This window comes from Verrucomicrobiia bacterium (genome assembly GCA_036405135.1).
In the GTDB taxonomy this organism is placed as follows: domain Bacteria; phylum Verrucomicrobiota; class Verrucomicrobiia; order Limisphaerales; family JAEYXS01; genus JAEYXS01.
In genome coordinates this window covers 253,017-276,639 of record DASWYF010000020.1, presented here as the reverse complement: position 1 = coordinate 276,639, position 23,623 = coordinate 253,017, and the positions used below count along the sequence as shown (strand labels likewise).

The 23,623-nt window shown below is 55.7% G+C and carries 24 protein-coding genes; 10 read left to right on the top strand and 14 right to left on the bottom strand.

The window, feature by feature from the left end; genetic code table 11:
* Positions 1-324 precede the first annotated feature (324 nt).
* Positions 325-3,003 carry a heme-binding protein gene (locus VGH19_09795; GenBank protein HEY1171651.1) on the bottom strand — a complete coding sequence of 893 codons (2,679 nt, stop codon included), beginning with the start codon at positions 3,001-3,003 and terminating at the stop codon, positions 325-327.
* A gap of 113 nt (positions 3,004-3,116) precedes the next feature.
* On the opposite strand from VGH19_09795, the gene VGH19_09790 reads away from it, so the two are divergent.
* Complete coding sequence (locus VGH19_09790; protein HEY1171650.1) at positions 3,117-4,010, top strand: alpha/beta hydrolase; 894 nt, start codon at positions 3,117-3,119, stop codon at positions 4,008-4,010.
* A 19-nt stretch (positions 4,011-4,029) separates the two neighbouring features.
* On the opposite strand, the gene miaA is transcribed toward VGH19_09790, so the two are convergent.
* Complete coding sequence (gene miaA, locus VGH19_09785) at positions 4,030-4,944, bottom strand: tRNA (adenosine(37)-N6)-dimethylallyltransferase MiaA (GenBank protein ID HEY1171649.1); 915 nt, start codon at positions 4,942-4,944, stop codon at positions 4,030-4,032.
* Positions 4,945-5,044: 100 nt separating this feature from the next.
* On the opposite strand from miaA, the gene VGH19_09780 reads away from it, so the two are divergent.
* From VGH19_09780 to VGH19_09750, 7 genes are all read left to right on the top strand, one after another.
* The gene (locus VGH19_09780) at positions 5,045-5,302 is read left to right on the top strand and encodes a type II toxin-antitoxin system Phd/YefM family antitoxin (GenBank protein HEY1171648.1); all 258 of its coding nucleotides are present in this window, start codon (positions 5,045-5,047) and stop codon (positions 5,300-5,302) included.
* On the top strand, positions 5,290-5,616 hold the full coding sequence (locus VGH19_09775) for a type II toxin-antitoxin system RelE/ParE family toxin (GenBank protein HEY1171647.1): 327 nt from the start codon (positions 5,290-5,292) through the stop codon (positions 5,614-5,616). Before VGH19_09780 ends, VGH19_09775 begins: the two co-directional genes overlap by 13 nt.
* Positions 5,617-6,092: 476 nt before the next feature.
* Positions 6,093-8,147: a beta-galactosidase gene (locus VGH19_09770; GenBank protein HEY1171646.1), complete on the top strand. Its 2,055-nt coding sequence runs from the start codon at positions 6,093-6,095 to the stop codon at positions 8,145-8,147.
* 231 nt (positions 8,148-8,378) lie between these two features.
* Complete coding sequence (locus VGH19_09765) at positions 8,379-9,122, top strand: hypothetical protein (GenBank protein HEY1171645.1); 744 nt, start codon at positions 8,379-8,381, stop codon at positions 9,120-9,122.
* The gene (locus VGH19_09760; GenBank protein ID HEY1171644.1) at positions 9,119-9,790 is read left to right on the top strand and encodes a type II secretion system protein; all 672 of its coding nucleotides are present in this window, start codon (positions 9,119-9,121) and stop codon (positions 9,788-9,790) included. The genes VGH19_09765 and VGH19_09760 overlap by 4 nt, the downstream gene beginning before the upstream one ends.
* Positions 9,791-9,806: 16 nt before the next feature.
* On the top strand, positions 9,807-10,463 hold the full coding sequence (locus VGH19_09755) for a hypothetical protein (protein HEY1171643.1): 657 nt from the start codon (positions 9,807-9,809) through the stop codon (positions 10,461-10,463).
* A 1-nt stretch (position 10,464) separates the two neighbouring features.
* Positions 10,465-11,112 carry a type II secretion system protein gene (locus VGH19_09750; GenBank protein ID HEY1171642.1) on the top strand — a complete coding sequence of 216 codons (648 nt, stop codon included), beginning with the start codon at positions 10,465-10,467 and terminating at the stop codon, positions 11,110-11,112.
* Between the two features lie 83 nt (positions 11,113-11,195).
* On the opposite strand, the gene VGH19_09745 is transcribed toward VGH19_09750, so the two are convergent.
* The 6 genes from VGH19_09745 to VGH19_09720 all read right to left on the bottom strand — a co-directional run bounded on the left by VGH19_09745 (position 11,196) and on the right by VGH19_09720 (position 16,504).
* A complete protein-coding gene (locus VGH19_09745; GenBank protein HEY1171641.1) occupies positions 11,196-11,927 on the bottom strand; it encodes a hypothetical protein in 732 nt (243 codons plus the stop codon).
* Positions 11,924-12,670 (bottom strand): hypothetical protein, encoded by a 747-nt coding sequence (locus tag VGH19_09740; GenBank protein ID HEY1171640.1) that lies wholly within the window; start codon positions 12,668-12,670, stop codon positions 11,924-11,926. The genes VGH19_09745 and VGH19_09740 overlap by 4 nt, the downstream gene beginning before the upstream one ends.
* A 246-nt stretch (positions 12,671-12,916) precedes the next feature.
* A complete protein-coding gene (locus VGH19_09735) occupies positions 12,917-13,585 on the bottom strand; it encodes a cyclase family protein (GenBank protein ID HEY1171639.1) in 669 nt (222 codons plus the stop codon).
* A 248-nt stretch (positions 13,586-13,833) separates the two neighbouring features.
* A complete protein-coding gene (gene tnpA, locus VGH19_09730; protein ID HEY1171638.1) occupies positions 13,834-14,286 on the bottom strand; it encodes an IS200/IS605 family transposase in 453 nt (150 codons plus the stop codon).
* Between the two features lie 195 nt (positions 14,287-14,481).
* Positions 14,482-15,606 carry a glucose 1-dehydrogenase gene (locus VGH19_09725; GenBank protein ID HEY1171637.1) on the bottom strand — a complete coding sequence of 375 codons (1,125 nt, stop codon included), beginning with the start codon at positions 15,604-15,606 and terminating at the stop codon, positions 14,482-14,484.
* Positions 15,607-15,820: 214 nt separating this feature from the next.
* The gene (locus tag VGH19_09720; protein HEY1171636.1) at positions 15,821-16,504 is read right to left on the bottom strand and encodes an ABC transporter ATP-binding protein; all 684 of its coding nucleotides are present in this window, start codon (positions 16,502-16,504) and stop codon (positions 15,821-15,823) included.
* A gap of 222 nt (positions 16,505-16,726) precedes the next feature.
* Between VGH19_09720 and VGH19_09715 the strand changes: the two genes are divergently transcribed.
* Both VGH19_09715 and VGH19_09710 read left to right on the top strand, forming a co-directional pair.
* The gene (locus VGH19_09715) at positions 16,727-17,365 is read left to right on the top strand and encodes an arylesterase (protein ID HEY1171635.1); all 639 of its coding nucleotides are present in this window, start codon (positions 16,727-16,729) and stop codon (positions 17,363-17,365) included.
* 118 nt (positions 17,366-17,483) lie between these two features.
* A complete protein-coding gene (locus tag VGH19_09710; protein HEY1171634.1) occupies positions 17,484-17,825 on the top strand; it encodes a hypothetical protein in 342 nt (113 codons plus the stop codon).
* 3 nt (positions 17,826-17,828) lie between these two features.
* On the opposite strand, the gene VGH19_09705 is transcribed toward VGH19_09710, so the two are convergent.
* The 6 genes from VGH19_09705 to VGH19_09680 form a co-directional block, all read right to left on the bottom strand.
* Entirely contained in the window at positions 17,829-18,395 is a 567-nt protein-coding gene (locus VGH19_09705; protein ID HEY1171633.1) for an aminodeoxychorismate/anthranilate synthase component II, read from the bottom strand.
* 66 nt (positions 18,396-18,461) lie between these two features.
* Entirely contained in the window at positions 18,462-19,865 is a 1,404-nt protein-coding gene (locus VGH19_09700) for a sulfatase (protein ID HEY1171632.1), read from the bottom strand.
* Positions 19,866-20,003: 138 nt separating this feature from the next.
* Positions 20,004-20,978: a type II secretion system protein gene (locus tag VGH19_09695; GenBank protein ID HEY1171631.1), complete on the bottom strand. Its 975-nt coding sequence runs from the start codon at positions 20,976-20,978 to the stop codon at positions 20,004-20,006.
* 24 nt (positions 20,979-21,002) lie between these two features.
* A complete protein-coding gene (locus tag VGH19_09690; protein HEY1171630.1) occupies positions 21,003-21,434 on the bottom strand; it encodes a hypothetical protein in 432 nt (143 codons plus the stop codon).
* Between the two features lie 385 nt (positions 21,435-21,819).
* Positions 21,820-22,797 carry a type II secretion system protein gene (locus VGH19_09685; protein ID HEY1171629.1) on the bottom strand — a complete coding sequence of 326 codons (978 nt, stop codon included), beginning with the start codon at positions 22,795-22,797 and terminating at the stop codon, positions 21,820-21,822.
* 35 nt (positions 22,798-22,832) lie between these two features.
* The gene (locus tag VGH19_09680) at positions 22,833-23,258 is read right to left on the bottom strand and encodes a hypothetical protein (GenBank protein HEY1171628.1); all 426 of its coding nucleotides are present in this window, start codon (positions 23,256-23,258) and stop codon (positions 22,833-22,835) included.
* Between the last annotated feature and the right edge of the window lie 365 nt (positions 23,259-23,623).

Here is a 23,623-nt window from a genome sequence, read left to right as displayed (position 1 = left end):
CAACCTCGGCGAACGTAGCGCACTCATCCTGAGTGCGGGTAGAGCGGCATCTTGCCGCGAGTCTTTTCCTCGTCAGGATTAGAACGCCAACGGCGTTCCGTCCCAAAGCCCAAGGTTGGCCCGCCTTTGCGGGACTACCTTGGGTTCAAAGCGTGTTAATCATCCAACCCCAACGGGGTTGCGTCACAATTCTCACGAAAAAGCTTCCTTCATCCGCAACCACGTTGTGGTTGAACAACCCTACACACGTTACACAACGTAGCTCCGTCAAACGGAGCAACGTTGGGCTTTGAGCCGCAGCCCCCTTGGGGCTGAATTACAATTTCATTTTCTCCGAAACACCTGATGCCCCGGATTCCCCGCCGATTGCATGAACGCAATCAGATCCAAGATATCTTCCTTAGACAACCCGTTCACCAACCCCTCCGGCATCGGCGAGAGCGTGGCAAACGATTGCTTCGCTACATCACTCTTCTTCACCGTCACCCGCTCCGGCATCAACGGATTCGGCTGCAAGATCAGCTCCGTCGCCGTCTCATTCAGCAACCGTCCCGTGACATCATCGCCATTCTTCAACTTGACCGTCGTGTTCTGGAACTGCTCGGAAACCACCTTCGACGGCTCCACGATGCTCTCCAGCAGATCACGCGCACTGAACCGCGCGGACACCGCCGTCAGATCCGGCCCCACGCCGCCGCCTTCATTGCCGAAGCGATGGCACAAGATGCACTGCGCATCCACAAACGCCTGTTTCCCTTTCCCGAAATTACGGCCCGACTGCGCCTTTTCCAGATCACCCGTCACGTCCGCCATCGTCCACTCCTTCACAAACGCCTTCTGTTGCGCTGCGGGGAACGTGGACTTCGCGGGCTTGCCACCCTTCAGATTCCCCTCGATCACCGCGAGCAACGGCTGCAATTCCTTCTGCTCTGCAGCATTCAGATTACCCAACGCTTCCGCATAAAAGTTCTTCAGGAAGTTCGCGAGGCTCGAGCCATCGCCATACGCACGACCAGCTTCCTTGAACCACTTCTCCAACGCCGGATTGTGATTCTTGCTCATCGGCATCGGGCCCGGCTTCGTGCCCGGATAATCCGGCTCGTAGAACTCCACGTTCTGCGAGGCCGCCATCTTCTGCCCCATAAACGTGAAATATTGCTTCCGCTGATCCATCGTCCAGCCCTGCGCCGTGCGGAGATGGAAGAGATAATGGATCTGCTCCTCCTGCGTGGGCGCATCCGCCATCAGCTTCAACGTCTTGCCGATCGCATTCGGCGCGCGCAGATAGATCAGCACCTGCGCCAGTTCACGATTCAAAAACTTTGTCTTCGCCGGATATTGCGCATCCAGCTCCGCGATGAGCGCATCTTCCGCCGCTTTCGCCGGACGCCCCTGCCGGATGCAGCTCAATGCAATAACACGCAGCTTGTCCAACTGCTGCGACTCCGTGAGCGAACTCCATTTGAATTTCTTCAACGCCTCCAGCAACGCCGGTTGCGTTTCCTTCCCGCCCACCCGCGCCAGCGCCAGCAAGCCATTCAAGCCCGCCTCCGTTTTCTTCTCCGCCAGCGCACGATCTTTCCATTGTGCGATCGGTTGCATCTCGATCGCTATACGCGCCGCGTAACGAATGAAGCGATCCTCGCTGTTCAAGTGCGGCCACGCAGTAGACACGGCTTTAGCATCTACATGTCCGTGAAACGCTTCCAATTCGCGACGCAACTTGCGCTCCTTCGCACCCGCTTTATTCGGCTCAATCGATGGCTTTGTGCTTTCCGTGCCTTCATAGGTCACGCGATACAATCCTGCCGCCGTATTCCGCCCGCCGATGGTCAGATACATCGCCCCATCATTACCGATGACGAGATCCGTCACGTTGAAAGGCCGCTTCTCCGCACCCGGTTGCATCAAGCCCATCGGACACACGAAGTTCTCGATCTTGCCCGTGTAAGATGCCCCATCCGGTGTGAGCTGCACTGCCATCACGCGCCCATAGGTCCAATCGAGAACATAAAGCGCGCGCTGATACTTCGCCGGGAATTTGGCCCCGTAACCGAATTGAATGCCCGTGGGGCAACCCACGCCGATATCGATCGCCGGGAGGCTGTCTGGATAATACGCCGGCCATTTGCCTGTGCCCGCGCGCCAGCCGTATTCACCACCGGAGACGGAATGATTCACCCGCGTAGGACGATACCACGGTGTGCCCCAATCCCATTCCATGTCTGCATCAAACGTGAAGATCTCCCCATCACTATTAAAGGCGAAGTGATACGGATTGCGAAAACCCGCGCAAAGCACCTCCCAGTTCTTGCCGTCCAAATCCGTGCGCACGATGTAACCACCCGGCGCCAGGATACCCGTGGCGTGACCATTGCCATCCCATTGCCGCGGTAGCAGATGATCCTCCGCATAATTCCGATGCGCCGAATCTGCTGCGATGCCCGCCGGTAATTTCGTGTGATTCCCCGCCAGCACATACAGCTTCCCATCCGGTCCCAAGCGCGGCACATGCGGGCCATGCTCGCCATTACCGGGAAATTCTTTCAGGAGCTGGATGTCTTCATAAAGATCATTCCCCTTGTCCCGAATACGATACAATCCACTCGCATACTTGGAGCTATATTTGTTCACCACCACATACAATGAACCCTCGATGAACGTCATGCCCTGCGCGTCATACAGCGGTTTGGCGATGAATTCCCGCTTCGCCACCTTGCCATCGGACCCGAGCGTGATGCGCAGCAACCCACCCTCGCTATTCGCCTCGCGATGCTGCGGGCTGATGATCAACCGTCCTCGATCATCCTTCGTCATCGCGACCCAAGACCCCTCGCCGATTTCCCCACCCGCGAGCAATTCCACCTTGAAACCCGGCGGCGCATATAATGCCGAAGGCGGTGTTGGCGCGGCAGCAGGAGCAGCAGCCGAGACAAGTTGAAGGGAAAGTGTAAACGCAGCGGCGACCAAGGTGGCAATGCCTGGACGAAATGAGGGCTTCATGTGTGTGATTCTTAAAGCAGATGTGACGGTCCCGCGCCAAGATTATTCAGGCTATTCGGAGGATGGTAAGGTTCCCATTGCCTTTTCCCAGTCTCCGTCCGTAACCTTCTCTCATGTCCACGCGCTCATACTTCAGCTTGATTCTTGTGTTGCTAACCTTAGCCACCACTGGTCTCAGCGCTGCTGAGCTTATCACGCTGAAACTCTGGCCGGAAGGCGCACCCAGCCCCATGTCGCCCGTCTCTGAAGCCACCAAGAAACTCATCGCCTCCTACGGCCCGCTCAGCACCAATCGCTTCTCCGATGTCACCGATCCCGACATCGTCATCTATCGCCCCGAGAAGCCGAACGGCACCTCCGTCATCGTCGCGCCCGGCGGCGGCTTCATGTTTCTCTCCTACGCGCATGAGGGCAAACAGGTCTGCGAATGGTTGAACACTCTCGGCGTCACCGCCGTGCTTCTGAAATACCGCACACCTACACGCGATGATGCGCGGCCTTATGAAAAACCTGTGGAGGATGCTCAACACGCCCTTGGCCTTGTCCGTCATCACGCAAAAGAATGGGGTCTTGACCCGAAACGCGTCGGTCTGCTTGGTTTTTCTGCGGGTGGCAATCTCCTCGGTCACGCTGCTTGCGACCGCACCACGCGCACCTATCCGCAGAAAGCGGGCGTGGATGACCCGCACGGCCCTGACTTCGGCATCATGATCTACGGTGGCGGTTTCCTGGACCGCAACGACAAAACCAAATTCATGCCCGGCTTCAGCGTGCCGAAAGATGCCCCGCCCATGTTCTTCCTCGTAGCCCATAACGACGGCAACAACCCCGTCGAAGCCGCGAGCCTCTACCTAGAATACAAGAAGCTAAACCTCCCCGCTGAACTGCACATTTATACCACTGGTGGTCACGGCTTCGGCATGCGCAAAGACAAGAGCCCCATCAGCGACTGGCCCGCGCGCTGCGGCGAATGGCTGAAGAGCATGGGATACCTTGACGCCAAGTGAACGAACGCAGTGCGATAAATCATTCTGTCTTGTTCATCACCGTCTCCGCCCATCTCTCCACACTCGAACTTTCATCCGCCGCGAGCCACTCCGCTTGTAGCTGATTCTTGAACCACGTACGCTGGCGCCGCCCGAACTGCCACGTCTTCAATTTCACCAACGCAATCGTTTCGGCCAGATTCCGCTCACCTCGCAGATGTTCCACCACTTGCCGATATCCGATCGCCTGCATCGCTGTGCGATTTTGCTCCAGCCCATGCTTCAGCAACTCTTCCGTTTCCGCCACCAGCCCGCGCTGAAACATCTCATCCACACGCCTATCCATCCGTGCTCGCAAGGCCGTCGCATCCCATTCAATGCCCACGATGCGCGCGAGCTTATCCGCCGCCACCCGGCTCTCTGTTGGTGCAACGGGCTGACCCGTCATGCGGATGATCTCCAGCGCACGGATGACCCGGCGCGGATTACTGCGATCCACGCGCTCATACATCGCCGGATCTTTTTCCTGTAATTCCGCCACGAGCTTTTCCAACGGTGTCGCTTCCAGTTCAGCACGCAATTCTGCCGGAGCTTTCGGTGTCGCGCTCAAACCACCTTGCCATGCTTGGAAATAAAATCCCGTACCACCACAAAAAATCGGCACTTTGCCTCGCGCACGAATATCTTTCACCACCTCATCCGCTAGCGTCACGAACCGCGCTGCATCAAACGCCTCCGTCAATCCCACCACATCAATGAGATGATGCTTCACGGCTTCCTGTTCCTCACGCGAAGGCTTCGCCGTGCCGATGTCCAATCCGCGATACACCTGCATGGAATCCACGGAGATGATCTCGCCGTCGAGTCGCTGCGCCAGCTCCAGCGCAAGCGCGGATTTTCCGCTCGCGGTGCAGCCGCCGATATAGAGGAACCTGATGTCGGACGTGGGTACCATCGTTCGTGCTCATCAATGACAGTGCGCCGAACAAAGTTCAAACCTGCAATTTCAGGAAGCAAACTTGAACTTAGCGAAGTGATACTTTAGTATCACAATCATGAAGACCGAATTGGTCACTTCTTTGAAGCGCCGGGCCACGGAAATAATCTCCGAGCTCGCGGAGGATCGTGATCCAATATTGATCACCCAGCACGGTCGGCCAGCGGCTTATTTGGTGGACGTGGAGACGTATGAAGCGTTGAACCAGCGCCTGGCCACCATGGAGGTTATTGCCCGAGGTGAAAAAGATATTCAGGATGGCCGGACTTTGACGCAATCACAGGCTAAAAAGCGGATGGCCAAATGGTTGAAGTGATCTGGAGCGAGCTGGCGTTGGATGACTTGGAAGGGATTGCCGAATACATCGCTTTGGACAAGCCCGAGGCGGCCGTCCAGCTTATGAAGCAGGTCTTCCAGCGAACTGATTTGTTGGAGCAGACGCCTGAATTGGGGCCAAAGATTCCAGAATTGCCCCGGAGTGCCAGATATCGGCAGTTGATCGTGGGGCCTTGCCGCATTTTCTATCGTTACGATATGAATCAGGAGAAGGTGTTCATCGTAGGTGTCATGCGCGGTGAGAAACTTTTCCAGCATGCTTTGCTCCTTGAGCGTGATTTGCCTCCAAAATAATCAGCCGCCTTTTTGGCGCAGACTATTTTTGCAATTTCCTACGGTCATTTGCGCTACTCTTATAAGTCGCTTCGGCACGGTCCTGAGCCGGTAGCATTGTTTGTATCAAGATCCGTGTAACGTTACTCCGCTCAGAAATCTTTTCCTCACTTTTCACCGAAACTTTTATCTCTCCCGGACGTCTTACTATGTAGACATGCAGGGAGAATGTCACAACGGCCCGTTTGGGCCGAGGCGTAGCCAAACCCTGTCTCCACGGGGACGCCGGAGTTTTACCCAGACACGTAAGATTTCAGGCCGTTCACGCTATCAACTAGAGGATGGTTTCATGGCGAATGAGTTTGCCTCGAAGCGATTTCTCGTTCATGCTTGGGCATGTCCCGCCGTAACTGTTATTGATGCGAGCAGTGTCGTTATCGCAAGTGCAGTTGTTGTTGTCGTACCAGCCGTAAACATTCTAGCGAAAGGGCCGGTTTATGTACTTCGGAGCTGACTACTACCCGGAGCATTGGGTTTATCCTTACGATGGCACGGAAGACGCCCCGGAAGAGGCGTGGGTACGCGATGTGGAACTGATGGTCGCCGCCGGTATCAACGTCGTGCGCATCGGCGAGTTCAGTTGGGGCCTCTGCGAACGCGAGGAGGGGAAATTCGATTTCGCCTGGCTCCAGCGCTTCATGGATCTGCTGCACCGGAACAATATCCAGATCGTCCTTGGCACACCCACCGCCGCGCCGCCCGTCTGGCTCCTGCAGAAGCATCCAGAGATTTTGCCCATGGATGAGAACGGCAACGTGCGCCATGAAGGCACGCGCCGTGCTTACTGCGTGAACAGCAGCGTCTATTGGGAATACAGCCAGAAGATTGTCCGCGCCATGGCTGGCGCACTCGGCAAACACCCCGCACTCATCGCGTGGCAGATCGATAACGGCCTAGGACGTCATAACACGGAGTACTCTTTCAATCCCGAAACCAAGCGTGACTGGCATGATTGGTTGAAAGCGAAGTACGAGACCATCGCGCGTTTGAACGACATGCTCGGCTTGCGCTTCTGGGGCCAGGTCGTCTCTGATTGGAACCAAGTCCCCATGCCCATGCGCGCACCCGCGCCGCACAACCCCGCACTCCTCACCGATTGGCGCCGCTTTTCCAGTGACACGCTTGTGGCCTTCATCCGCATGCAGGCGGATTTGTTGAAAGAGCTTACGCCGAATGTGCCCGTCACTACGCCCTTGCGTGCCTTTGCCGCGGAGTTTGATTATTTCGATGCCGCTGGTGCCGTGGATTTCATCTCCTTGGACAGCGATGCGGCCATCAAATCCAAGTCCTCGGAGATTGCCGCGAGTATCGATCTCATGCGCTCGCTCAAGGGCGACAAAGGTCACACGCCGGATGGCGATCTCGGCTTCTGGGTGATGGAGCAGAAGGCCGGTGCCGTCGCGTGGGGTGATGTGAATTCCCTCGTGCGCCCCGGAGTCGTACGCCTCTTCACCTATCAACTCATCTCAAGGGGGGCAAGCGGTGTGCTGTATTTTTACTGGCGTCAGCCGCGCATCGGTCCGGAGAAATTCTATGGCGGCGTGCTCACACATGACGGCACCGGCAAGAACCGCATGTATAAAGAGATCAGCCAGATCGGTGATGAATTGAAACGCATGGGCGGCATCTTGAAAGGCACCAAGGTGGTCGCCGAGGCCGCTATCCTCATCAATCACGAGAACAATTGGGCCATCGATCAGCCGCTCAAACCAAGCAAACACTTCCATCAGAAAGAACATATCCAGCTCTATTACAACGCGCTGCATGATAAGAATATTCTCGTGGATTTCGTGCGGCCCACGGATGACTTATCTCGCTACAAACTCGTCATCGCGCCTTCGCTGCACATGCTCTCCGGTGGGCAAGCGGATCGCTTGAAACTTTACGTGCACAATGGCGGCACGCTCATCGGCACGTGCAATACAGGTCTCGTGGATGAACATCACATCACGCCCATGAGCGCGTATCCGTATGAGCTCACGGATCTGTTCGGACTTGAAGTCACAGAGTTCGATACCTTGCCACCAGGTGAGGAGAACCACATGCATTTCAAGGGCAGCTTCACCACGAGCAATCTGCATCCTGCGCGCATCTGGTGCGATCTCATCGAGCCACAGCAAGGCTGTCATGTGCTGGCGCATTACGCGCGCGATTTCTACGCCAGCAAACCGGCGATCACGATGAATGAATTCGGGGCGGGCAAGGCCATCTACGTCGGCACGATCAGCCACCAGAACTTCTACTTCGACCTCATCGCTTGGGTTGGAAAGCTCTGCGGTCTCTTCCCGCTCATCAAGGTGCCTGATTCCGTGGAAGTCTGCATGCGTCAGAAAGAGGACACGCGTGTTTACTTCCTGCTTAATCACAACCATGCCCACGTGCGCATCCAGTTCTTCAAACCCATGCACGAATTCCTCACCGGCCAAAAAGTCAGCGGCAACTATGACCTGGAGCCGTATGGTGTGCTGGTGCTGGATGAGAAGGTGCGTTAAGACCTGACTCAAATAGTGCGACGAAGTACAAGGCCCGTGCTGCCGGCTTCCAGCCGGCAGTCCAGCGCGTACGCCGTAGCCACAGCACCATTCAGCATGCGGTGAAAATCCCACCCCGGATGCGTGAGAAGAACGCGCATCTCGCCTAAACTCCGTTACAAACCGGCCATTTACGCCTTGGCACCGGTTATGCTTAAATTATCTCGGCGCGGTAAAAGGAGAGTGTTTCACATGAGGACGAACTGTCATTTCATTACACCCCCATCCGCCAGAAATTCCGGACTGGTTTTGCTGGAGCTTCTGGTGGTGGCGGCTGTCGTCATCTTGGTCTTCATGTTGGTCATCCCCGCTTTTTATCGGCCACGTGTAAATTCGACCCGCATCAAATGCTCCAGCAATCTCAAGCAAATCGCCCTCTCCTATAAAATGTATGCGGGTGATCACGATGGCCGCATGCCCTGGCATGAACCGGCTTTGAAAAGCGCGAACCCTCAAACTGTCCGTTCACTTGCCACACCCTGGCAATACTTCCTCGCTGCCTCAAACGAGCTGGGAAGCACCAAAATACTCGCGTGCCCGGCGGATGATGCCCGATGGACGAACAGGGCCGATACTTTCACCGGTCTCACCAACAGCCTGATTCTTCGTAACAAACGCAATCAAGCAATCAGCTATTTCATCAATCCGCAGGGAGATGAAACGAAGCCGAATATGCTGCTGACTGGCGATCGCCATATCACACCGGATGGCCAGCCCGCTCTCTACCAAAGCCCCGGCAATCAACTGGCTGAGGTGAATACAAATCTCAGCCAATGGTGGAAGCCAAAGAACGATGAGTTTCATGAGTCCGGTGGCAATTACGCGCTCTACGACGGCAGCGTTCAGCAAGCCAGCACCGACCGCCTGCGTGAAGCATTGAGACTTGCGCGTGATTCCTACGGCACGAATGCGAACCGTTTTCTTTTCCCGCAATGAAAACACCTACTCCATCACTACGTCAGTCAGCTTTCACGTTTCCCGAACTGCTCATCGTATTGTCAGTCATGATCTTTCTGGGTGCATTGATGTTACCTTCACTAGCGAAAGCCAAGACTCGCAGCCCGCAAGTCCGCTGCGCTTCCAATCTCAAACTGATTGCCCTCTCTTTCAAAATGTTCGCAGGAGACAATGATCAAAACTTTCCCTACTTCGCGACCGGCAGTCCTGCCTACCAAAATACTTCCAATGCTTGGAAACATTTCCTGAGCATATCGAATGAACTGGGCAGCACAAAAATCCTTATGTGTCCAACGGATGGCCGTCGGCAGCCTTGGATGGCGAACACGTTTGGTCCCACGACCAATAGGGACATGATCAGCCTCACCTATGTGCAGAACCGAGGCGTGAGTTATTTCCTGAATGTGGATGCCAGCGAGAGAGAGCCGAACATGGTCCTGCTGGGCGATCGCAATGTCTTCTCTCCCGGCCAAAGTCTCAACGGCAGCCTGCTCGAACTCCCCGGCACCAGTGAACTGCAATGGACGGGCAGTCTGCATACGAATCGCGGCATGGTCGCCCTCAGCGATGGCAGCACGAGCTACAATATGAAAACCGTTCCGGCATGGCGCGATCACCCGGATAAGGTTCGACTTTTACTGCCTTAGCAACCACGTTTCAATTATGCCGCCAAGGAACCGAAGCAAGGAGCACGCCTTCACCCGTAAGGAAATGCTGTGCCTTATTATCGCGCTTACTTTTTTGGGCATGCTGGGTTTAGCCGCAATCCAGCGGGGTAAACTGCACTCCCGTCAATTCGGCTGCTTTAGCCGACTCAGATCCATGAGTCTGTGCTTCAAGATGTTCGCGGGTGATAATGGCGGCCTATACCCCTTCAGCACTACAAACAGCATTGCCTATCAAGACAGCAGCAATGCTTGGAAACATTTCTTAGCCCTTTCCAATGAGCTTGGCAGCGCTAAAATTCTTATCTGCCCAGAAGATGTTTCCCGTCGCTCAACCACGGCTTACGCCTTTGATGCCGCCACCAATGGCCTCCGGCAGTTGCAAAATCTTGCTTTGAGTTATTTTCTGAATGTGGATGCCAGCGCAACCAATGCAGGCATGGTGATGATGGGTGATCGAAACATCCTGATAAACGGCATGGCCCTTACGAATACGGCCGTGACCGCCTCTGCTGCCACCCAGATACAATGGACCGCTGATTTGCATCGCCAGAAAGGCAATGTCGTACTGACCGATGGCAGTGTGCAGACGTTGCGCGCGTCTGTACCTATCGGGACAAATCAAACGGGCAACCTACGATTATTGGTGCCGTGACATGAAGATCACCAACAAAGCTTTCACCAAACTAGAGCTGCTCATCGTATTGGCAGTTGTCTTCTTGTTGGGGATCCTGCTGGTTCCGAACTTTCTGCGTTCACGCATGAAGGCCAGCACTATCAAGTGCAGTTCCAATCTCAAACAAATCGCCCTCTCTTTCAAAATGTTCGCGGGAGATAATGACCGGAATTTTCCCTATCTCGTTACCAATTCGATCGTGTGGCAGAACGAAACGGATGCATGGAAACACTTCCTCGCGCTGTCCAATGAACTTGGCAGTGCATCAATCCTCACTTGTCCGAACGATGACTCCCGCCCTCGGGTTCCATACATGCCCTTTGACGCTTCTACCAATAGTCTCGCACATTTGAAGAATCGCGCGGTCAGTTTTTTCGTAGGTCTTGGTGCCAGCGAGAGAACCCCCGATATGGTCTTAGTCGGTGACCGCAATGTCTTCGCCAGCAGCGAGATGATCAGCGGTCCGATAAAGGAAGTGACAGGCACGAACATGCTACAATGGGATCGCCGCCTGCACACCAACTGGGGCAATGTGGCGTTGAGCGATGGCAGCGTGCACCAGACGACCCGGTATCCCGCGTGGAAAGATCACACCAACCGCGTGCGGCTGTTGCTGCCGAATAATTGAGAATGAAACTGAAAGCCCCGGAAACCTAATGGCTTCCAGGGCTCGATAGACCTTAAACTTGAGGCCTTAGACCAGAGACTCGTTTACTGTCTCGCCGTATCGACCTTCTGCGCGATGATGGCGATGGCGCGGCGGGTCTTCTTCTCCTGGGCAGTCAGGTCGTTGGCGTTGGCCAGGCGATCCATCTGCTTCTCCATGTGCGTGAGCTTGCTGAGGGCAGCATCCAGCTTTTCCTTGATGGATTCCTTCTCGTCGAAGCGTTCGTTCATGTAGCCCAACAAGTCCTGCTCGATGGCCGTCATCACCACGCCGAGCTTTTGCTTGTCGTTGGCTGCGGCGAGCAGTTCGCCGATCTGCACCTGATGATCCGTCAGAAAAACATCAAGGCGTTTGCCTAACTGAACAGAGTGATCGTGCAGATGACCGCGCAAGGTGTCTTCCACCTTCACTTCGATCTGCTCGCGCCACTCGGGCATCTTCTCGATGACCATGTCCGGAATCTTCGCCACCATCTCGGGAACGCGCTTCTTCAGGTCATCCGCGATGACCGGGGCGCGTTCCGTGACCTGGGCGTAGATGACGTCGTTCGCCGTGCTCGCCGCGCCTTGAGGCGTGAGATACGGCTTGAGCTTGGATGTAAGGATGAACATGTAGCCGCCCACGAAGAGCAGAAGCACGATACCGATGATCTGGGCCTTCTTCAAACTGGCGCGGGCTTGCGCCAGCTCGTTGGAGACGAAGTTCACTGCCAGCTGTTCACCGCCGCCTGCGGAGGCTTTTGCGGATTCGTTCTTGGAATTTTCAGGTGCGCTCATTTGGCCTCCGTCTTGGCTGAAGTTGTCTTGATCACGGCGGGTTTGGTGGAATCTTCCACCGGCTTCATGTCTTCACGCAGCAAGTCCAGCACCCCGAGCGCGGTTTCCCAGCTGGCGATGTCATCGGCAGGATTCAGTTTTTCGGTGCGCTTGATGGTATCCAAATTCGCCGAGATGCCGGTCAGTGCCTGCAAATGTTTGCCAAACACAGTCTTGCTCAAATTCTCCATGGAACTGTGCGACTCGCTCACCAGATTGTTCACCATGGTGGTGACTTGTTCTTCTTTCACATTCGGGAACATCGCTTTGATTTTCGCCTCCCGAGTTTTGAGCTCTTTTCCAATCGTTCCCTCGAGAACTTTCTCGCCGCGTTGAGGCAGGCTGTGTTGTAGAGTTTCCAATTCTTTATTGAAGGCGGCCATCAGTTCAGGCGAACGCTCGTTCACCCGCTTCAGTTCCTTTTCCACATCCCGCCGCACATCGTTCATCGTGCTTTTGGCGATGCGGTCCAGTTCGGGCACCACTTGCTTCTTTAAGCCGCCTTGCAGTTCCGCCATGAACTTCTCTTGTACCGGGCCCGGTTGGGCGAGATCACGGATAGCGCTCAGGATGGAGCCGATGCCTGCACACAGGATCACCACGATGAGGAGTGTGGATCCGATCTGCCATCGTCGCGTACTCGCGCGTAATTGGTTCACTTCGCTGATCTGCCGCTGTATCTCGTCCGGAGTTGGAGAGGCCATAATGTTTAACTGCGGTTGTGCCTGGTTCGGTTTACGGCCAAGGGAATGCCCTCAGCCGGTCGTTTTCACCCTCGGAAACGACGTTGAGGATGGTGAAGTCGTTGGGAACTGTTAGCCGTATAAAGCGGGCAGGCAGGTGATGTCAACTTGCAAAGTGATGGCTGGCCAATGGACGTGGCATAAAAGCAAAAAAGAGCGGGTCATTCCGAGGAACGACCCGCTCTAATGAAAGAAAATGGGAGATGCTTAGCGCTTCTTCAAAATGGCTCGTGCAGGCGCGCCATCAGCGCCGAGAATCTTGAGCGGAAGACAGACAAGGTCGTACTTACCCGGCTCGATCTTCGCGAGGTTCAGGCCTTCGATGATCCACACTTCCGCACCGAGCAGGATCTGGTGGCATTCCACGCCGTCCTTCATGTAACCGCCCACGCTGAGGTAATCCACACCCACAGTCATGATGCCGCAATCCACGAGGTATTGCGCGGTGTCCGCCGGGATGTAGATGAACTTCTCATCGAACACGGAGGTCTTCGCCATCTTCCAGCTCTTCGTGGAGTTGCGCGTCTTGAAGAGCACGCGTTCGCCTTTCTTGAGCTTATACGGCTTCAGCTCTTCCACCGTGATGGCGGTCTTGTGCTTCAACTCGATCACGCGGCAAGGGCCGACAACGGCCTCGATGGGCATGGCCTCCATCGTGCGACCGTCCTTGATGAAATGGCGCGGGGCATCCATGTGCGTGCCCGTGTGTGCGCTCAGGGACATCTGCGTGAGATTGCACGGGATGGTCTTGCCCGGCTGGCCAGGGATGGGATCGCCCAGCTTCACGAAGAGGGAGATCTTGCACTCCGGGTCACCCGGCCAGTGCACCATGCCGTCCCGCATTTCCACCGAGATATCGATCCATTCTTTGCTCATGATAGTAAAAGATGTGTTGTCGCTGCTGGCCCACGCTAACAAAGGAAGAGTGAAATGTAAGTCTGATATTTTGAGCGGCTACATAAAACCATGTAGTTTGATAATTAAAGCTTCCCCCATTGGTTCCGAAGACGTTGATGTGCGTGTTCCCGTGCCGTTAGGCACGAAGGATTCATAGCGGCGGCTTTCAAGCCGCCGTTACGGATTCGCCCTTCACCGTCGCGTCAGCGACGGCAGAGTTTCATGCCTCAATCAAACAAGTATCGTTCATCATACTCGACCTCATGCTTATCGAGTAACAAAACATACTCCGTCTTGAAATCTTTAGCCGCATGGTGCTCTCGCTGTCCATGGATATATTCGGAAACGCTGGGAATATTTGATTTACTCACACTGAAGGCGGCATACCCGTCCTGCCACGCAAAATGGCCGTGGTGCATCACTTCGTTATTCATCCAAAGTGAAGAAGCACCTTTAAGAGATTGCACAACTTTGGACACGCTGTGCTTGGCCGGGATACGTATCAACGCGTGGACATGGTCTTCAATACCGCCGATACACATCGGGTCTGCATCAAGGGATTTCGCGATTCCGCCCAAGTAAGCCCACACCCTTTCTTCAAGGGCAGGCACAATCAATGACTCGCGGTTGCGGGTGCTAAAAACGATGTGGTAATTCAGATTGGTAAAGGTATTGGGCATAGATTTCCTTGGTTTTCCTGAATTTACAAAAACAAGGGCATGAATCAACCGTCGCTACGCGACGGAGGTAAAAAAAGAAACGGCGGCTTAAAAGCCGCCGCTATGAATCTTTCGTGCCTAACGGCACGGGAAATGTGCTTCGCCGCTTTTACGCCGATTCTCATTCGAAAATGATAACGACAACGAATACATTTCTTAATCCGCGAACCGGATCACGTTCTTGATGCCGGTGTTCTTGCCTTGCAGGAGTTCCTTGAAGGCATCCGGCTTGAAGCGGCCGGTGATCATGGATTCGAGCTGCTTAGGCCAGCGGCGCTTGAATTCCACGAGGTCCGCGATGGCGTTCTCGAAAGATTCCTTGTCCGCGTTCACAGTGCCTACCACTGCTTGGTTCTTCAGCACCAGATTACGCATGAGGTTACTGCCGAGCAGTTCTACCTTCTCGCCTTCCGGCGGGATGCCCGTGAAGACGAAGATGCCGTTCAAGCCGAGCACTTGCAGCACTTCAAAGGAGACATCCGCTGCACCGACCGCCTCGTAAACGAGATCGATATTGCCGACTTGCTTGGCGAGTTCTTCTGCGGAGACATCGAGCGCGGAGATATATTTCGCACCGAGAGATTCCACGAGTTCCGACTTCGGGTTCGGAGCCTTGCTGCGGGAATAAACGTAGGTGTTAAAGCCGCGCACGAGCAGCGCCATGGTGCCGAGGATGCCGATAGGACCGGCACCGAGGACAACGGCGTTCAGGCCATGACCCGGCGGCTTGCCCGGTTGCGTGCACTTCCACGGGAGACGGCTCTGCACATGCCAGACCTGTTGCAGACCCTTCTCAGCGATGGTGAGCGGCTCGGTCATCACGGCCACGTCGCGCAGTTCAGCAGGGACGAGGTTCAGGAACTTCTCGTCTTCCACGTAGTATTCGGCCATGTAGCCGTCGAGGGACTTGATGCCGCGCTCGACGTAATCCGCCGTGGAGCAGTAGTCCTGACGGTCGTCAGCGCAAGGCTTGCAGCTCGCGTCATTGCACGGACGGCGTACGGAGGGGACGACGAGATCGCCGACCTTGAGCTTTTTCACGTTCGCACCCACTTCGATGACCTGGCCGAGGGATTCATGACCCAGCACGAGGTAATCGCTGCCCTTCGGCGGTTCACCGTAGGCGAAGGTGCAGATCTCACGGTCGGTGCCGCAGATGCCGACATCCAGGGAACGGATGCGGACCTGGGAGCCCTTGGTGATGGAAGGTGCCGGATACTCGAAGGATTGAAGATCTTTCTTGGCCTTCGATACCGCGATAACGCGCATGGTCTTGCTCATGGCAAAAGTAATGATTTTATCCCGCCACCGTTGCCGGTAACACCCCGGCCACAGCGGTAAGGAGCGCGTATGCTAGCGCGGGATTGCGGCTTGTGAATCAAAATCTGAGGTGGATATGGCGTGGTCCAAAGCCCGTCCAGAAGGACAGGACACAGCCGTATAAAGGTGCAATATGGACAACGAAGCGCAAACACCACCGCCAGCCCAGGACAGGTCACGGTTGGGCATCGGTAACACGTCGGCCGCTGCGGAGGCGGATGACGGATTGGGCGCGTTTGGCAAGTTCAAGGTCATGGGTCACCAGCACCAAGGCAGTTCCGGCGGCCTGGTTCAGCTCGAAAAGCATGGAGACGATGCGTTCGCTGGTCTCGCCATCCAGGTTGCCGGTGGGCTCGTCGGCAAAGAGGATTTTCGGGCGGTTGATGAAAGCACGCGCGAGGGCGACACGTTGCTGCTCGCCACCGGAGAGTTGTGTGGGATAATGGTGGAGGCGGTCGCCCAGGCCCACGCGTCCGAGGAGTTCCACAGCGAGGTCTTGCACCTTCCCTCCACCAGCGAGCTCTTTGGGGACCATCACGTTCTCCAAAGCGGTGAGCGTGGGGATAAGCTGGAAATTTTGGAAGACGAAGCCGACGTGATCACGGCGCACGCGGGCGCGTTCATCTTCAGTAAGTTTTCCGAGGTCGTGTCCGGCGAGATGTACACTGCCTTGGCTGGGTTGATCGAGACCGGCACAAAGGCCGAGGAGCGTCGTCTTGCCGCTGCCGGAGGGGCCGACGATGGCGCAGGTGGCGGCGGGAGGAAGGGCAAAGGTGATCTCCTGCAATACGGCGAGCGTGTGGCCGCCGCCGTGAAAGGTTTTCCCGAGCTGTCTGGTTTCCAGTATGGCTGATGACATGCGCTATGTGTTCATTCCATGACAACGTGGGAGTTTCAAGCGTTCAGTGTGAAGTTTTCAGAAAGAAGATTTCAGCCACAGATTGAACACGGATCACCCAGATAGAAATGCAAGGGTAACAAGCGGTTGACTGACGGGGAGAATTTTAATTCGGTGCGTTGACAGCCACGCCGAGGTCGTGTTCGTTAGGGTGCAATGGCTCGTGTTAATTTTACCTTTCGGATGAGACGGTGGTTTCTTGGCGCAGCCTTGCTATTGGCGGCATGGATGGCTGCCACCCCTTCCGTGAAGGCGGCGGATGCTGCTCAAAAGACCGTTTTGATCTTGGGAGACAGTCTGGCGGCCGGGTATGGGATCGACCGGGAGGAGGCGTTTCCGGCGTTGCTGCAGAGGAAGATCGAGCGGGCCAAGCTGCCTTATCGCATCGTGAATGGCGGGGTCAGCGGGGATACGACGGCGGGCGGGTTGCGGCGGATCGACTGGCTGCTAAAACAGCCGGTGGATGTGTTGATCGTGGAGCTGGGCGGGAATGACGGTTTACGCGGGATCAGCCCGGCGACAACGAAGCAGAATCTGCAGGGAATCATCGACAAGGCGAAGGCCAAGCATCCTAAGGTGCGAATCATCGTGGCGGGGATGCAGATGCCCCCGAACATGGGTGAGGATTACATGAAGGCATTTGGTGCGGTGTTTCCTGAAATCGCGAAAGCGAACAATGCGGCCTTGGTGCCGTTTTTGCTGGAAGGTGTCGGCGGCAAGGCGGAGCTAAACCTGCCGGACGGGATCCATCCGACGCCGAAGGGGCATGAGCTGGTGGCTGAGAATGTGTGGAAAGTGCTGGAGAGCGTTTTGAAAGGATGAAAGGAGAGGCGGGCCTCACCGTCTCATGGGCACAATCCCCCATTCAACTGGATGCTGCACTCTGGTTGAAATCGTGAGTTCTTGGGCCATCTTAGAGGTAACAAACCAGAATGCAGTCATGAACCTGTCGGAGTTAATGAAGAAAGTCGGTACACTTAGGGCTCAGATCGAGAATGATTCGACCGCCAGTGCCGAAGTGTTGGAACAGAACAAACCGCAAGCTTTTCGCCTGCTGGATGAAGTGGCAAAGGCGCCGTCCCTGCCGTCAGGCTCGGGGCGGTTGATCGCCCAAGTCCGCAACTCGCTACAGGATTTTTACAATCCGAAGTTGCACAGCGGCTGGCGGCATCAATTTGTCCTGCAAGATCTGAAATCCTTGGAAGACCACATCCGCTCCAGCCAGCGGAGCGACAGCAACGACAGTGATTTTTTCATGCCGGGCCTCATGTCCGCCGGCTGAAACTCAGTGGAGGCGCAGGAAATTCTTGAGGATCGTCCGCCCGCTCTCGGTCAGAATGCTTTCGGGATGGAACTGCACGCCCCACACCGGCAGTGTCTTGTGCTTCACGCCCATGATCTCGCCCTCCTTCGTCTGCGCCGTGATCTCCAGGCAATCCGGGATCGTATCCCGTTTGATCACCAACGAGTGATAGCGCGTGGCATTGAAGGGGTTGGGCATGTCTTGGAACAGGTCTTTGCCGTTATGCTCTATGGGCGAGACTTTCCCGTGCATCATGCGGTTGTTCACCACCACTTCCCCGCCGAAGGTGTGGCCGATGCATTGATGCCCGAGGCACACACCGAAGAGGGGCACCTGTCCCGCGAAGGTCTTGATGATCTCGTTCGAGAGGCCTGCCTCACGGGGCGAACAAGGCCCTGGCGAGATCAGGATGCGCTCCGGTTTGAGTTCGCGGATCTGATCCAGTGTGATCTGGTCGTTGCGATGGACCTGCAGATCCACGTTCATCTCGCCCAGATACTGGACGAGGTTGAACGTGAACGAATCGTAATTATCAATGACCAGAACCATATGTCAGTCCGCGCAAACTATCACGCGCCCGGCCCGTGAACAAGTTTTTGGATGACCAGTTCCTTCCTACGGTTTCTCCAGCTGGTTCTCCACCGTCTTGATGCTTCTCTCATGCTGTTTCACACGCTCCCGGATCTGTCCGATCATTTGCGGATGCTTGGCCGCGATGTTGTATTGCTCGCCGGGGTCAGTCTCCAGGTCATACAACTCGGGCACCTCCGGTGTCACGACCGGATCTTTGCCGTAACTGGACTTCGTGCTGAAGTGCGCCTTGTAACGCCCCAGCCGCGCCGCATAGACCTCCACATCCCGGTAATAGGCGAAGAAGTCGCGGTTCCCCTTTCCTTTTCCGAACAGTAATGGAGCCATGTCCACACCATCGATCTCGCGATCCATCGGCACGCCGACACCGGCAAGCTGGAGAATCGTGGGAAAGAGGTCCAAGGTGCTGGCGATGCCGCCTTCCACTTTGCCTGCGGGGATTTTCCCCGGCCACCAGGCAATGCCTGGCACCCGTTGCCCGCCATCCCAAGTGCTCCCCTTGCCCTCGCGCAGCAAACCCGCCGAACCGCCATGCGCATCATAGAGCAACCAGGGTCCGTTATCGCTGGTGAAGAATACGAACGTGTTCTCGGCGAGCTTCTCCTTCCGCAAGGTCTCAAGAATCTGCCCCACCGACCAGTCGATCTCCTCGATCACATCCCCATACAGACCGCGACGGCTCGTGGCGCGGTGCTCCTGGCCCACGAAGAGCGGCACATGCGGCAGGTTATGCGCCAGATACAGAAAGAAGGGTTTGTCCTTGTTCGCCCGGATGTAGCGCACCGATTCCACGGTATAACGCCGTGTGATCGTGTCCTGATCCGCCGGGCGCTCCACCACCTTTTCATTCTGCATCAGGGGCACATTCCAATATTCACTTTTGGGCTCCAGAAACGCCTCGCGTCCTTTTGGACCTTTGGTGTTATCGCGGTCCATGTCATTGCTGTAGGGAATGCCGTAATACGAATCGAAACCATGGCTCGTCGGCAGATACGGCGGCAAATGGCCCAGATGCCACTTGCCCACAGCGGCCGTCGTGTAACCTTTCGATTTCAACGCCTTGGCGATGGTGATCTCAGACGATGGCAAACCGCCTTTGGAATCCGGGAAGAGCACCCGACGCTTCGAGCTGGCCATGCCGCTACGCACGGCGTAACGACCCGTCAGCAAGCCCGCACGGCTCGGTGTGCATACGGGTGCAGACGCATAGAAATCCGTGAAGCGTATCCCCTCCGCCGCCATGCGGTCCAGGTGGGGCGTGCGGATCGTCGGATGCCCGTAGCAACTGAGATCACCATACCCCAGATCATCACAGAAGATGACGATGAAGTTTGGGGATGAGGCCGCGGCACCTGCAAGTTGGATGCCTGTCATTAAAAGGGCCAGCATCAGCCAGCATGATCGCAGAAAATGGGACGGGGTATGCATAAGCAGCAGCTTAGTGGAGCACTCCGGTGAATCAACACGCTTCCACATGCGGAGATCGTTTTGCATGAACCTTTTTCAGAACAATAAAAAAGCGGCTCCCCGGAGGGGGAGCCGCTTGCGAAAGAAAAACTCGAGTTCTTAGTCCTTAGCCAGAACCGTCCATTGGCCGGTCTGGATGGTGAGCGTGGAACGATTCGTATTGCCCAGTGTTGCCGCAGGCAGGAGCGTTTCCACGTGGCCATCCATGTACATGTAGTTCAGCAGGCTGTTGTGGTGGCTCTTGAGGTCCACTGCGTCCATGATGGGAGCGGAGCCGTTGCCGGGGGCATGGTCGTTGGCTGTCTGAATCCAGGAGTTGCCATAGGTGGTCAACAGGGACTGGTTGAAGCGTTCCGCCAGAAGAATGGTATCTACCGCCTCGGTGATCATTGCGCCACGATAAGCCAATTGCCGGTATGGTTCCGGATTGCCTGTGCGCCCATCCAGCTTCACCCAGCCATTGGCCGTGGCCGGATCGCTGTCCGACCAGTTCATGCCGATGCCGGAACGGCTCGCAGGATTGGGTGGCCAATCGGCCGCACGCAACGTCAAGGCACCGATCTGGTAGCCACCCGTAGGGTTTACAATGTAATTGGTGTCAGTAGATGAGATTAACCCCATGGTAGCGCGTGGTGGTGCGTAGCTCTTCCGCTGCACTTCATTGCCTGCTGCATCTTGGTTCCAAGTCGCCCAATACGTCCGGATCTTGTCCGCCGGGCACAGAACCACCGGCAGCTTGAACTTGCCAGCCGCAGACTTCTTTTCCGCCGCTGTGAGCGCACCGCCCACGTAGTTGTTCAACAGGTCGTCCCATGTCCAGTCAATGCTGCCCGTCAGGCGCAGGTTGGAGTACATGACCTTGTCCTTGTTATCATCCAGATACATGCCATGGCCCACAGCGAGCTGCTTCATGTTGTTCATGCACTTGCTCGTCAAAGCCTTGGACTTGGCCTTGGACAGTGCGGGTAACAGCATGCCAGCCAGGATCGCGATGATCGCGATCACCACCAGCAGCTCGATGAGGGTGAAAGCCAGGGATAGCTTGGCTTTCAGGTCTTTGGAACTTGTCTTCATAACAGTTGGGGGATTATTACAAAATTATTGGTCGGCCAGGGAAAGTTTGGCGTTTTCCGCGTCATACACGTACTTCTTGCCCACGGGGGGAACGGGCAATCGCTTCAGGTAGCCGGAGGAAACCAGTTCATCCAAGGACTTGGGCGCACGGTCATTGGCAATAAAAAAGCTCTGCGTCGCCATCGTCACCACTTCCAACGCATCCTTGCTCGGCACCGTCATCTCCGGGGCCTCAGGAGTCGTAGGAGTGCCGGTGGCCGTGGGAGGGGCACTTACCGGAGGGGGAGCCACAGGATCAGAAGCCGTGACGGTAGCACCCACGCTTGCTCCAGCACCTGTCTCCGCAGGTTTTGGGGCTGCTATTTCCGGCTCTTCTTTACCACAACCCACCGCGCTGATGCCTGCTGCCACCGCCAGCGCATAGAAAACGGTCTGTCCGCCCATGAATTTTTTCATAACAACAACTCTGATTCGCCAGACGATAAAAACTTTAAATAGGTCAAAACAATGGAATTAGAGGATGTTCTGCCATCTAACAGGAAATGTCTATAAGCATTTTGGGGGATTGCGCACAGAACCGGTGCCTCTGCGGGTCGTTCGGCCCTGAAAGGCGAAGCGAATGACAACTGCGTGCGTTGGTGACTGGATGGTTGCTACCTCATCTCCATCATGAACATAAGAGCTTTTCCTGCCCCAATTCTTGCACGGATACGCGTTGCAATATTCTGCTCTGAGTCCTTGGACTGCTCTCCCCGATACGCTTACCTCCTGCATTTCAAAAGCAAAAAAACGGCTTCCCGTTTCGGGGAAGCCGTTTTGTGTGGCTAAAAATTCAGGCTCGCTAGTCGTTGGCCAGCACAGTCCACATGCCCGTCTGGATGGTCAAAGTGGCGCGATTCGTATTGCCCAAGGTGGCTGCGGGCAACAAAGTTTCCACATGGCCATCCAGGAACAGGTAGTTGATCAGGCTGTTGTGGTGGCTCTTCAGGTCCACGGTATCCATCACCGGGGCTGAGCCATTGCCGACCGCATGCTCATTGGCATTGGGTATCCAAGCGTTGCCATACGTCGTAAGGGCGGACTGGTGAAACCTCTCGGTCAGCAGGATGGTGCCCACCGCTTCAGTCACCATCGCCCCGCGATAGGACAACTGACGAAAGGGATCTGGGCTCGTATTGCCGCTGCGGACATCCAGCTTTACCCAGCCACTGGCTGATGTCGCATCATTATCAGACCAGTTCATTCCCAACCCAGACCGGCTGGCCGGATTTGGCGGCCAGTCAGCATCTCGCAAAGGCAGGGCGCCGATCTGATAGCCACCGGCGGCAACAGTCAGGTAATTAGCGGTATCTGTGGTGCGCCCCATGGTGGCACGCGGCATGGAGTAGCTCCGCCGCTGCACCTCGCGCCCTTGGGCATCCTGGTTCCAGGTGGCCCAATACGTGCGGATCTTGTCCGCCGGGCAGAGGACCACGGGCAGTTGATACTTTCCGGCGGCCTGACGTTTTTCCGCTGCTGTCAGGGCACCGCCTACGTAGTTGTTCAAGAGGTCATCCCATGTCCAATCCACGCCACCGCCCAGGCGGAGATTGGAGAACATGATCTTGTCCTTGTTATCGTCCTGATACATGCCATGGCCCACGGCGAGCTGTTTCATGTTGTTCATGCACTTGCTCGTCAAAGCCTTGGACTTGGCCTTGGCCAGCGCGGGTAACAGCATGCCGGCCAGGATCGCGATGATCGCGATCACCACCAGCAGCTCGATCAGGGTGAAGGCAAAGGACAGCCTAGCCTTAATGTCGGTCAGCGTAGTTTTCATAGCAGTTTTTTGAGGCAGGAGGCAGGGGATGAGGATTATTGGTCAGCCAGGGAAAGTTTGGCGTTTTCCGCGTCATACACGTACTTCTTGCCCACGGGGGGAACGGGCAATCGCTTCAGGTAGCCGGAAGACACCAGTTCATCCAAGGACTTGGGCGCACGGTCATTGGCAATGAAAAAGCTCTGCGTCGCCATCGTCACCACTTCCAACGCATCCTTGCTCGGCACCGTCATCTCCGGGGCCTCAGGAGTGGCCTGGCCGACTGGGGTGCCTACAGAGGCAGCCCCAGGGGGAGGCGGGGCGACTGGCGTGGGGGTGGAGATGTCCGCCGTAGGTTGCACGGCTTGCGCCGGAGAGGGTTGCGCTGGCGAGGTGGAATCCTCGGATTCATCACCACCGCAACCGCTTGCCAGCACTCCAGTCAACACTAGGCCTAAACCACAGATACGTGAGATACTCATAAAAACTTGGTCCGCCCGTCAAAGACGACATTTCTAAAGATTTTCCACAGGGTTTGGTTAATTCAGAAAAATCTTAGCTTATGAATATTCAAAAATCTGTACGTATTTTGAGTGAATGCTGTATTTATAATTTTTTCTTAACTATGTTAATATTTTATTAGTAAAGCGCATATCTCGAGTTTCTGTTCTGTATAGCGTAGCTCCCTTCAGGGGCATGACTCACCACAAGGAAAGAGGCGGTGCTGGGCGGATTCGTGTTGATCCGGCGTAACAAGTCAGAGCCGACCGAAGAATAAACGGCAACCCGCTGTGAAAACTGGCGGGCTGTTTATTTGTTGTGAGGTAAATAGGAGCGATGGAGGGCA

Bases quoted from the DNA above. Each gene is read 5' to 3' on its own strand.
- VGH19_09755 (HEY1171643.1), top strand. From the start codon at position 9,807: ATGCCGCCAAGGAACCGAAGCAAGGAGCACGCCTTCACCCGTAAGGAA.
- VGH19_09735 (HEY1171639.1), bottom strand. From the start codon at position 13,585: ATGAGCAAAGAATGGATCGATATCTCGGTGGAAATGCGGGACGGCATG.
- VGH19_09720 (HEY1171636.1), bottom strand. From the start codon at position 16,504: ATGTCATCAGCCATACTGGAAACCAGACAGCTCGGGAAAACCTTTCAC.
- VGH19_09685 (HEY1171629.1), bottom strand. From the start codon at position 22,797: ATGAAAACTACGCTGACCGACATTAAGGCTAGGCTGTCCTTTGCCTTC.
- VGH19_09765 (HEY1171645.1), top strand. From the start codon at position 8,379: ATGAGGACGAACTGTCATTTCATTACACCCCCATCCGCCAGAAATTCC.
- VGH19_09760 (HEY1171644.1), top strand. From the start codon at position 9,119: ATGAAAACACCTACTCCATCACTACGTCAGTCAGCTTTCACGTTTCCC.
- miaA (HEY1171649.1), bottom strand. From the start codon at position 4,944: ATGGTACCCACGTCCGACATCAGGTTCCTCTATATCGGCGGCTGCACC.
- VGH19_09695 (HEY1171631.1), bottom strand. From the start codon at position 20,978: ATGAAGACAAGTTCCAAAGACCTGAAAGCCAAGCTATCCCTGGCTTTC.
- VGH19_09690 (HEY1171630.1), bottom strand. From the start codon at position 21,434: ATGAAAAAATTCATGGGCGGACAGACCGTTTTCTATGCGCTGGCGGTG.
- VGH19_09750 (HEY1171642.1), top strand. From the start codon at position 10,465: ATGAAGATCACCAACAAAGCTTTCACCAAACTAGAGCTGCTCATCGTA.
- VGH19_09700 (HEY1171632.1), bottom strand. From the start codon at position 19,865: ATGCATACCCCGTCCCATTTTCTGCGATCATGCTGGCTGATGCTGGCC.
- VGH19_09745 (HEY1171641.1), bottom strand. From the start codon at position 11,927: ATGAGCGCACCTGAAAATTCCAAGAACGAATCCGCAAAAGCCTCCGCA.
- VGH19_09705 (HEY1171633.1), bottom strand. From the start codon at position 18,395: ATGGTTCTGGTCATTGATAATTACGATTCGTTCACGTTCAACCTCGTC.
- VGH19_09710 (HEY1171634.1), top strand. From the start codon at position 17,484: ATGAACCTGTCGGAGTTAATGAAGAAAGTCGGTACACTTAGGGCTCAG.
- VGH19_09725 (HEY1171637.1), bottom strand. From the start codon at position 15,606: ATGAGCAAGACCATGCGCGTTATCGCGGTATCGAAGGCCAAGAAAGAT.
- VGH19_09770 (HEY1171646.1), top strand. From the start codon at position 6,093: ATGTACTTCGGAGCTGACTACTACCCGGAGCATTGGGTTTATCCTTAC.
- VGH19_09790 (HEY1171650.1), top strand. From the start codon at position 3,117: ATGTCCACGCGCTCATACTTCAGCTTGATTCTTGTGTTGCTAACCTTA.
- tnpA (HEY1171638.1), bottom strand. From the start codon at position 14,286: ATGCCCAATACCTTTACCAATCTGAATTACCACATCGTTTTTAGCACC.
- VGH19_09775 (HEY1171647.1), top strand. From the start codon at position 5,290: ATGGTTGAAGTGATCTGGAGCGAGCTGGCGTTGGATGACTTGGAAGGG.
- VGH19_09680 (HEY1171628.1), bottom strand. From the start codon at position 23,258: ATGAGTATCTCACGTATCTGTGGTTTAGGCCTAGTGTTGACTGGAGTG.
- VGH19_09740 (HEY1171640.1), bottom strand. From the start codon at position 12,670: ATGGCCTCTCCAACTCCGGACGAGATACAGCGGCAGATCAGCGAAGTG.
- VGH19_09795 (HEY1171651.1), bottom strand. From the start codon at position 3,003: ATGAAGCCCTCATTTCGTCCAGGCATTGCCACCTTGGTCGCCGCTGCG.
- VGH19_09780 (HEY1171648.1), top strand. From the start codon at position 5,045: ATGAAGACCGAATTGGTCACTTCTTTGAAGCGCCGGGCCACGGAAATA.
- VGH19_09715 (HEY1171635.1), top strand. From the start codon at position 16,727: ATGAGACGGTGGTTTCTTGGCGCAGCCTTGCTATTGGCGGCATGGATG.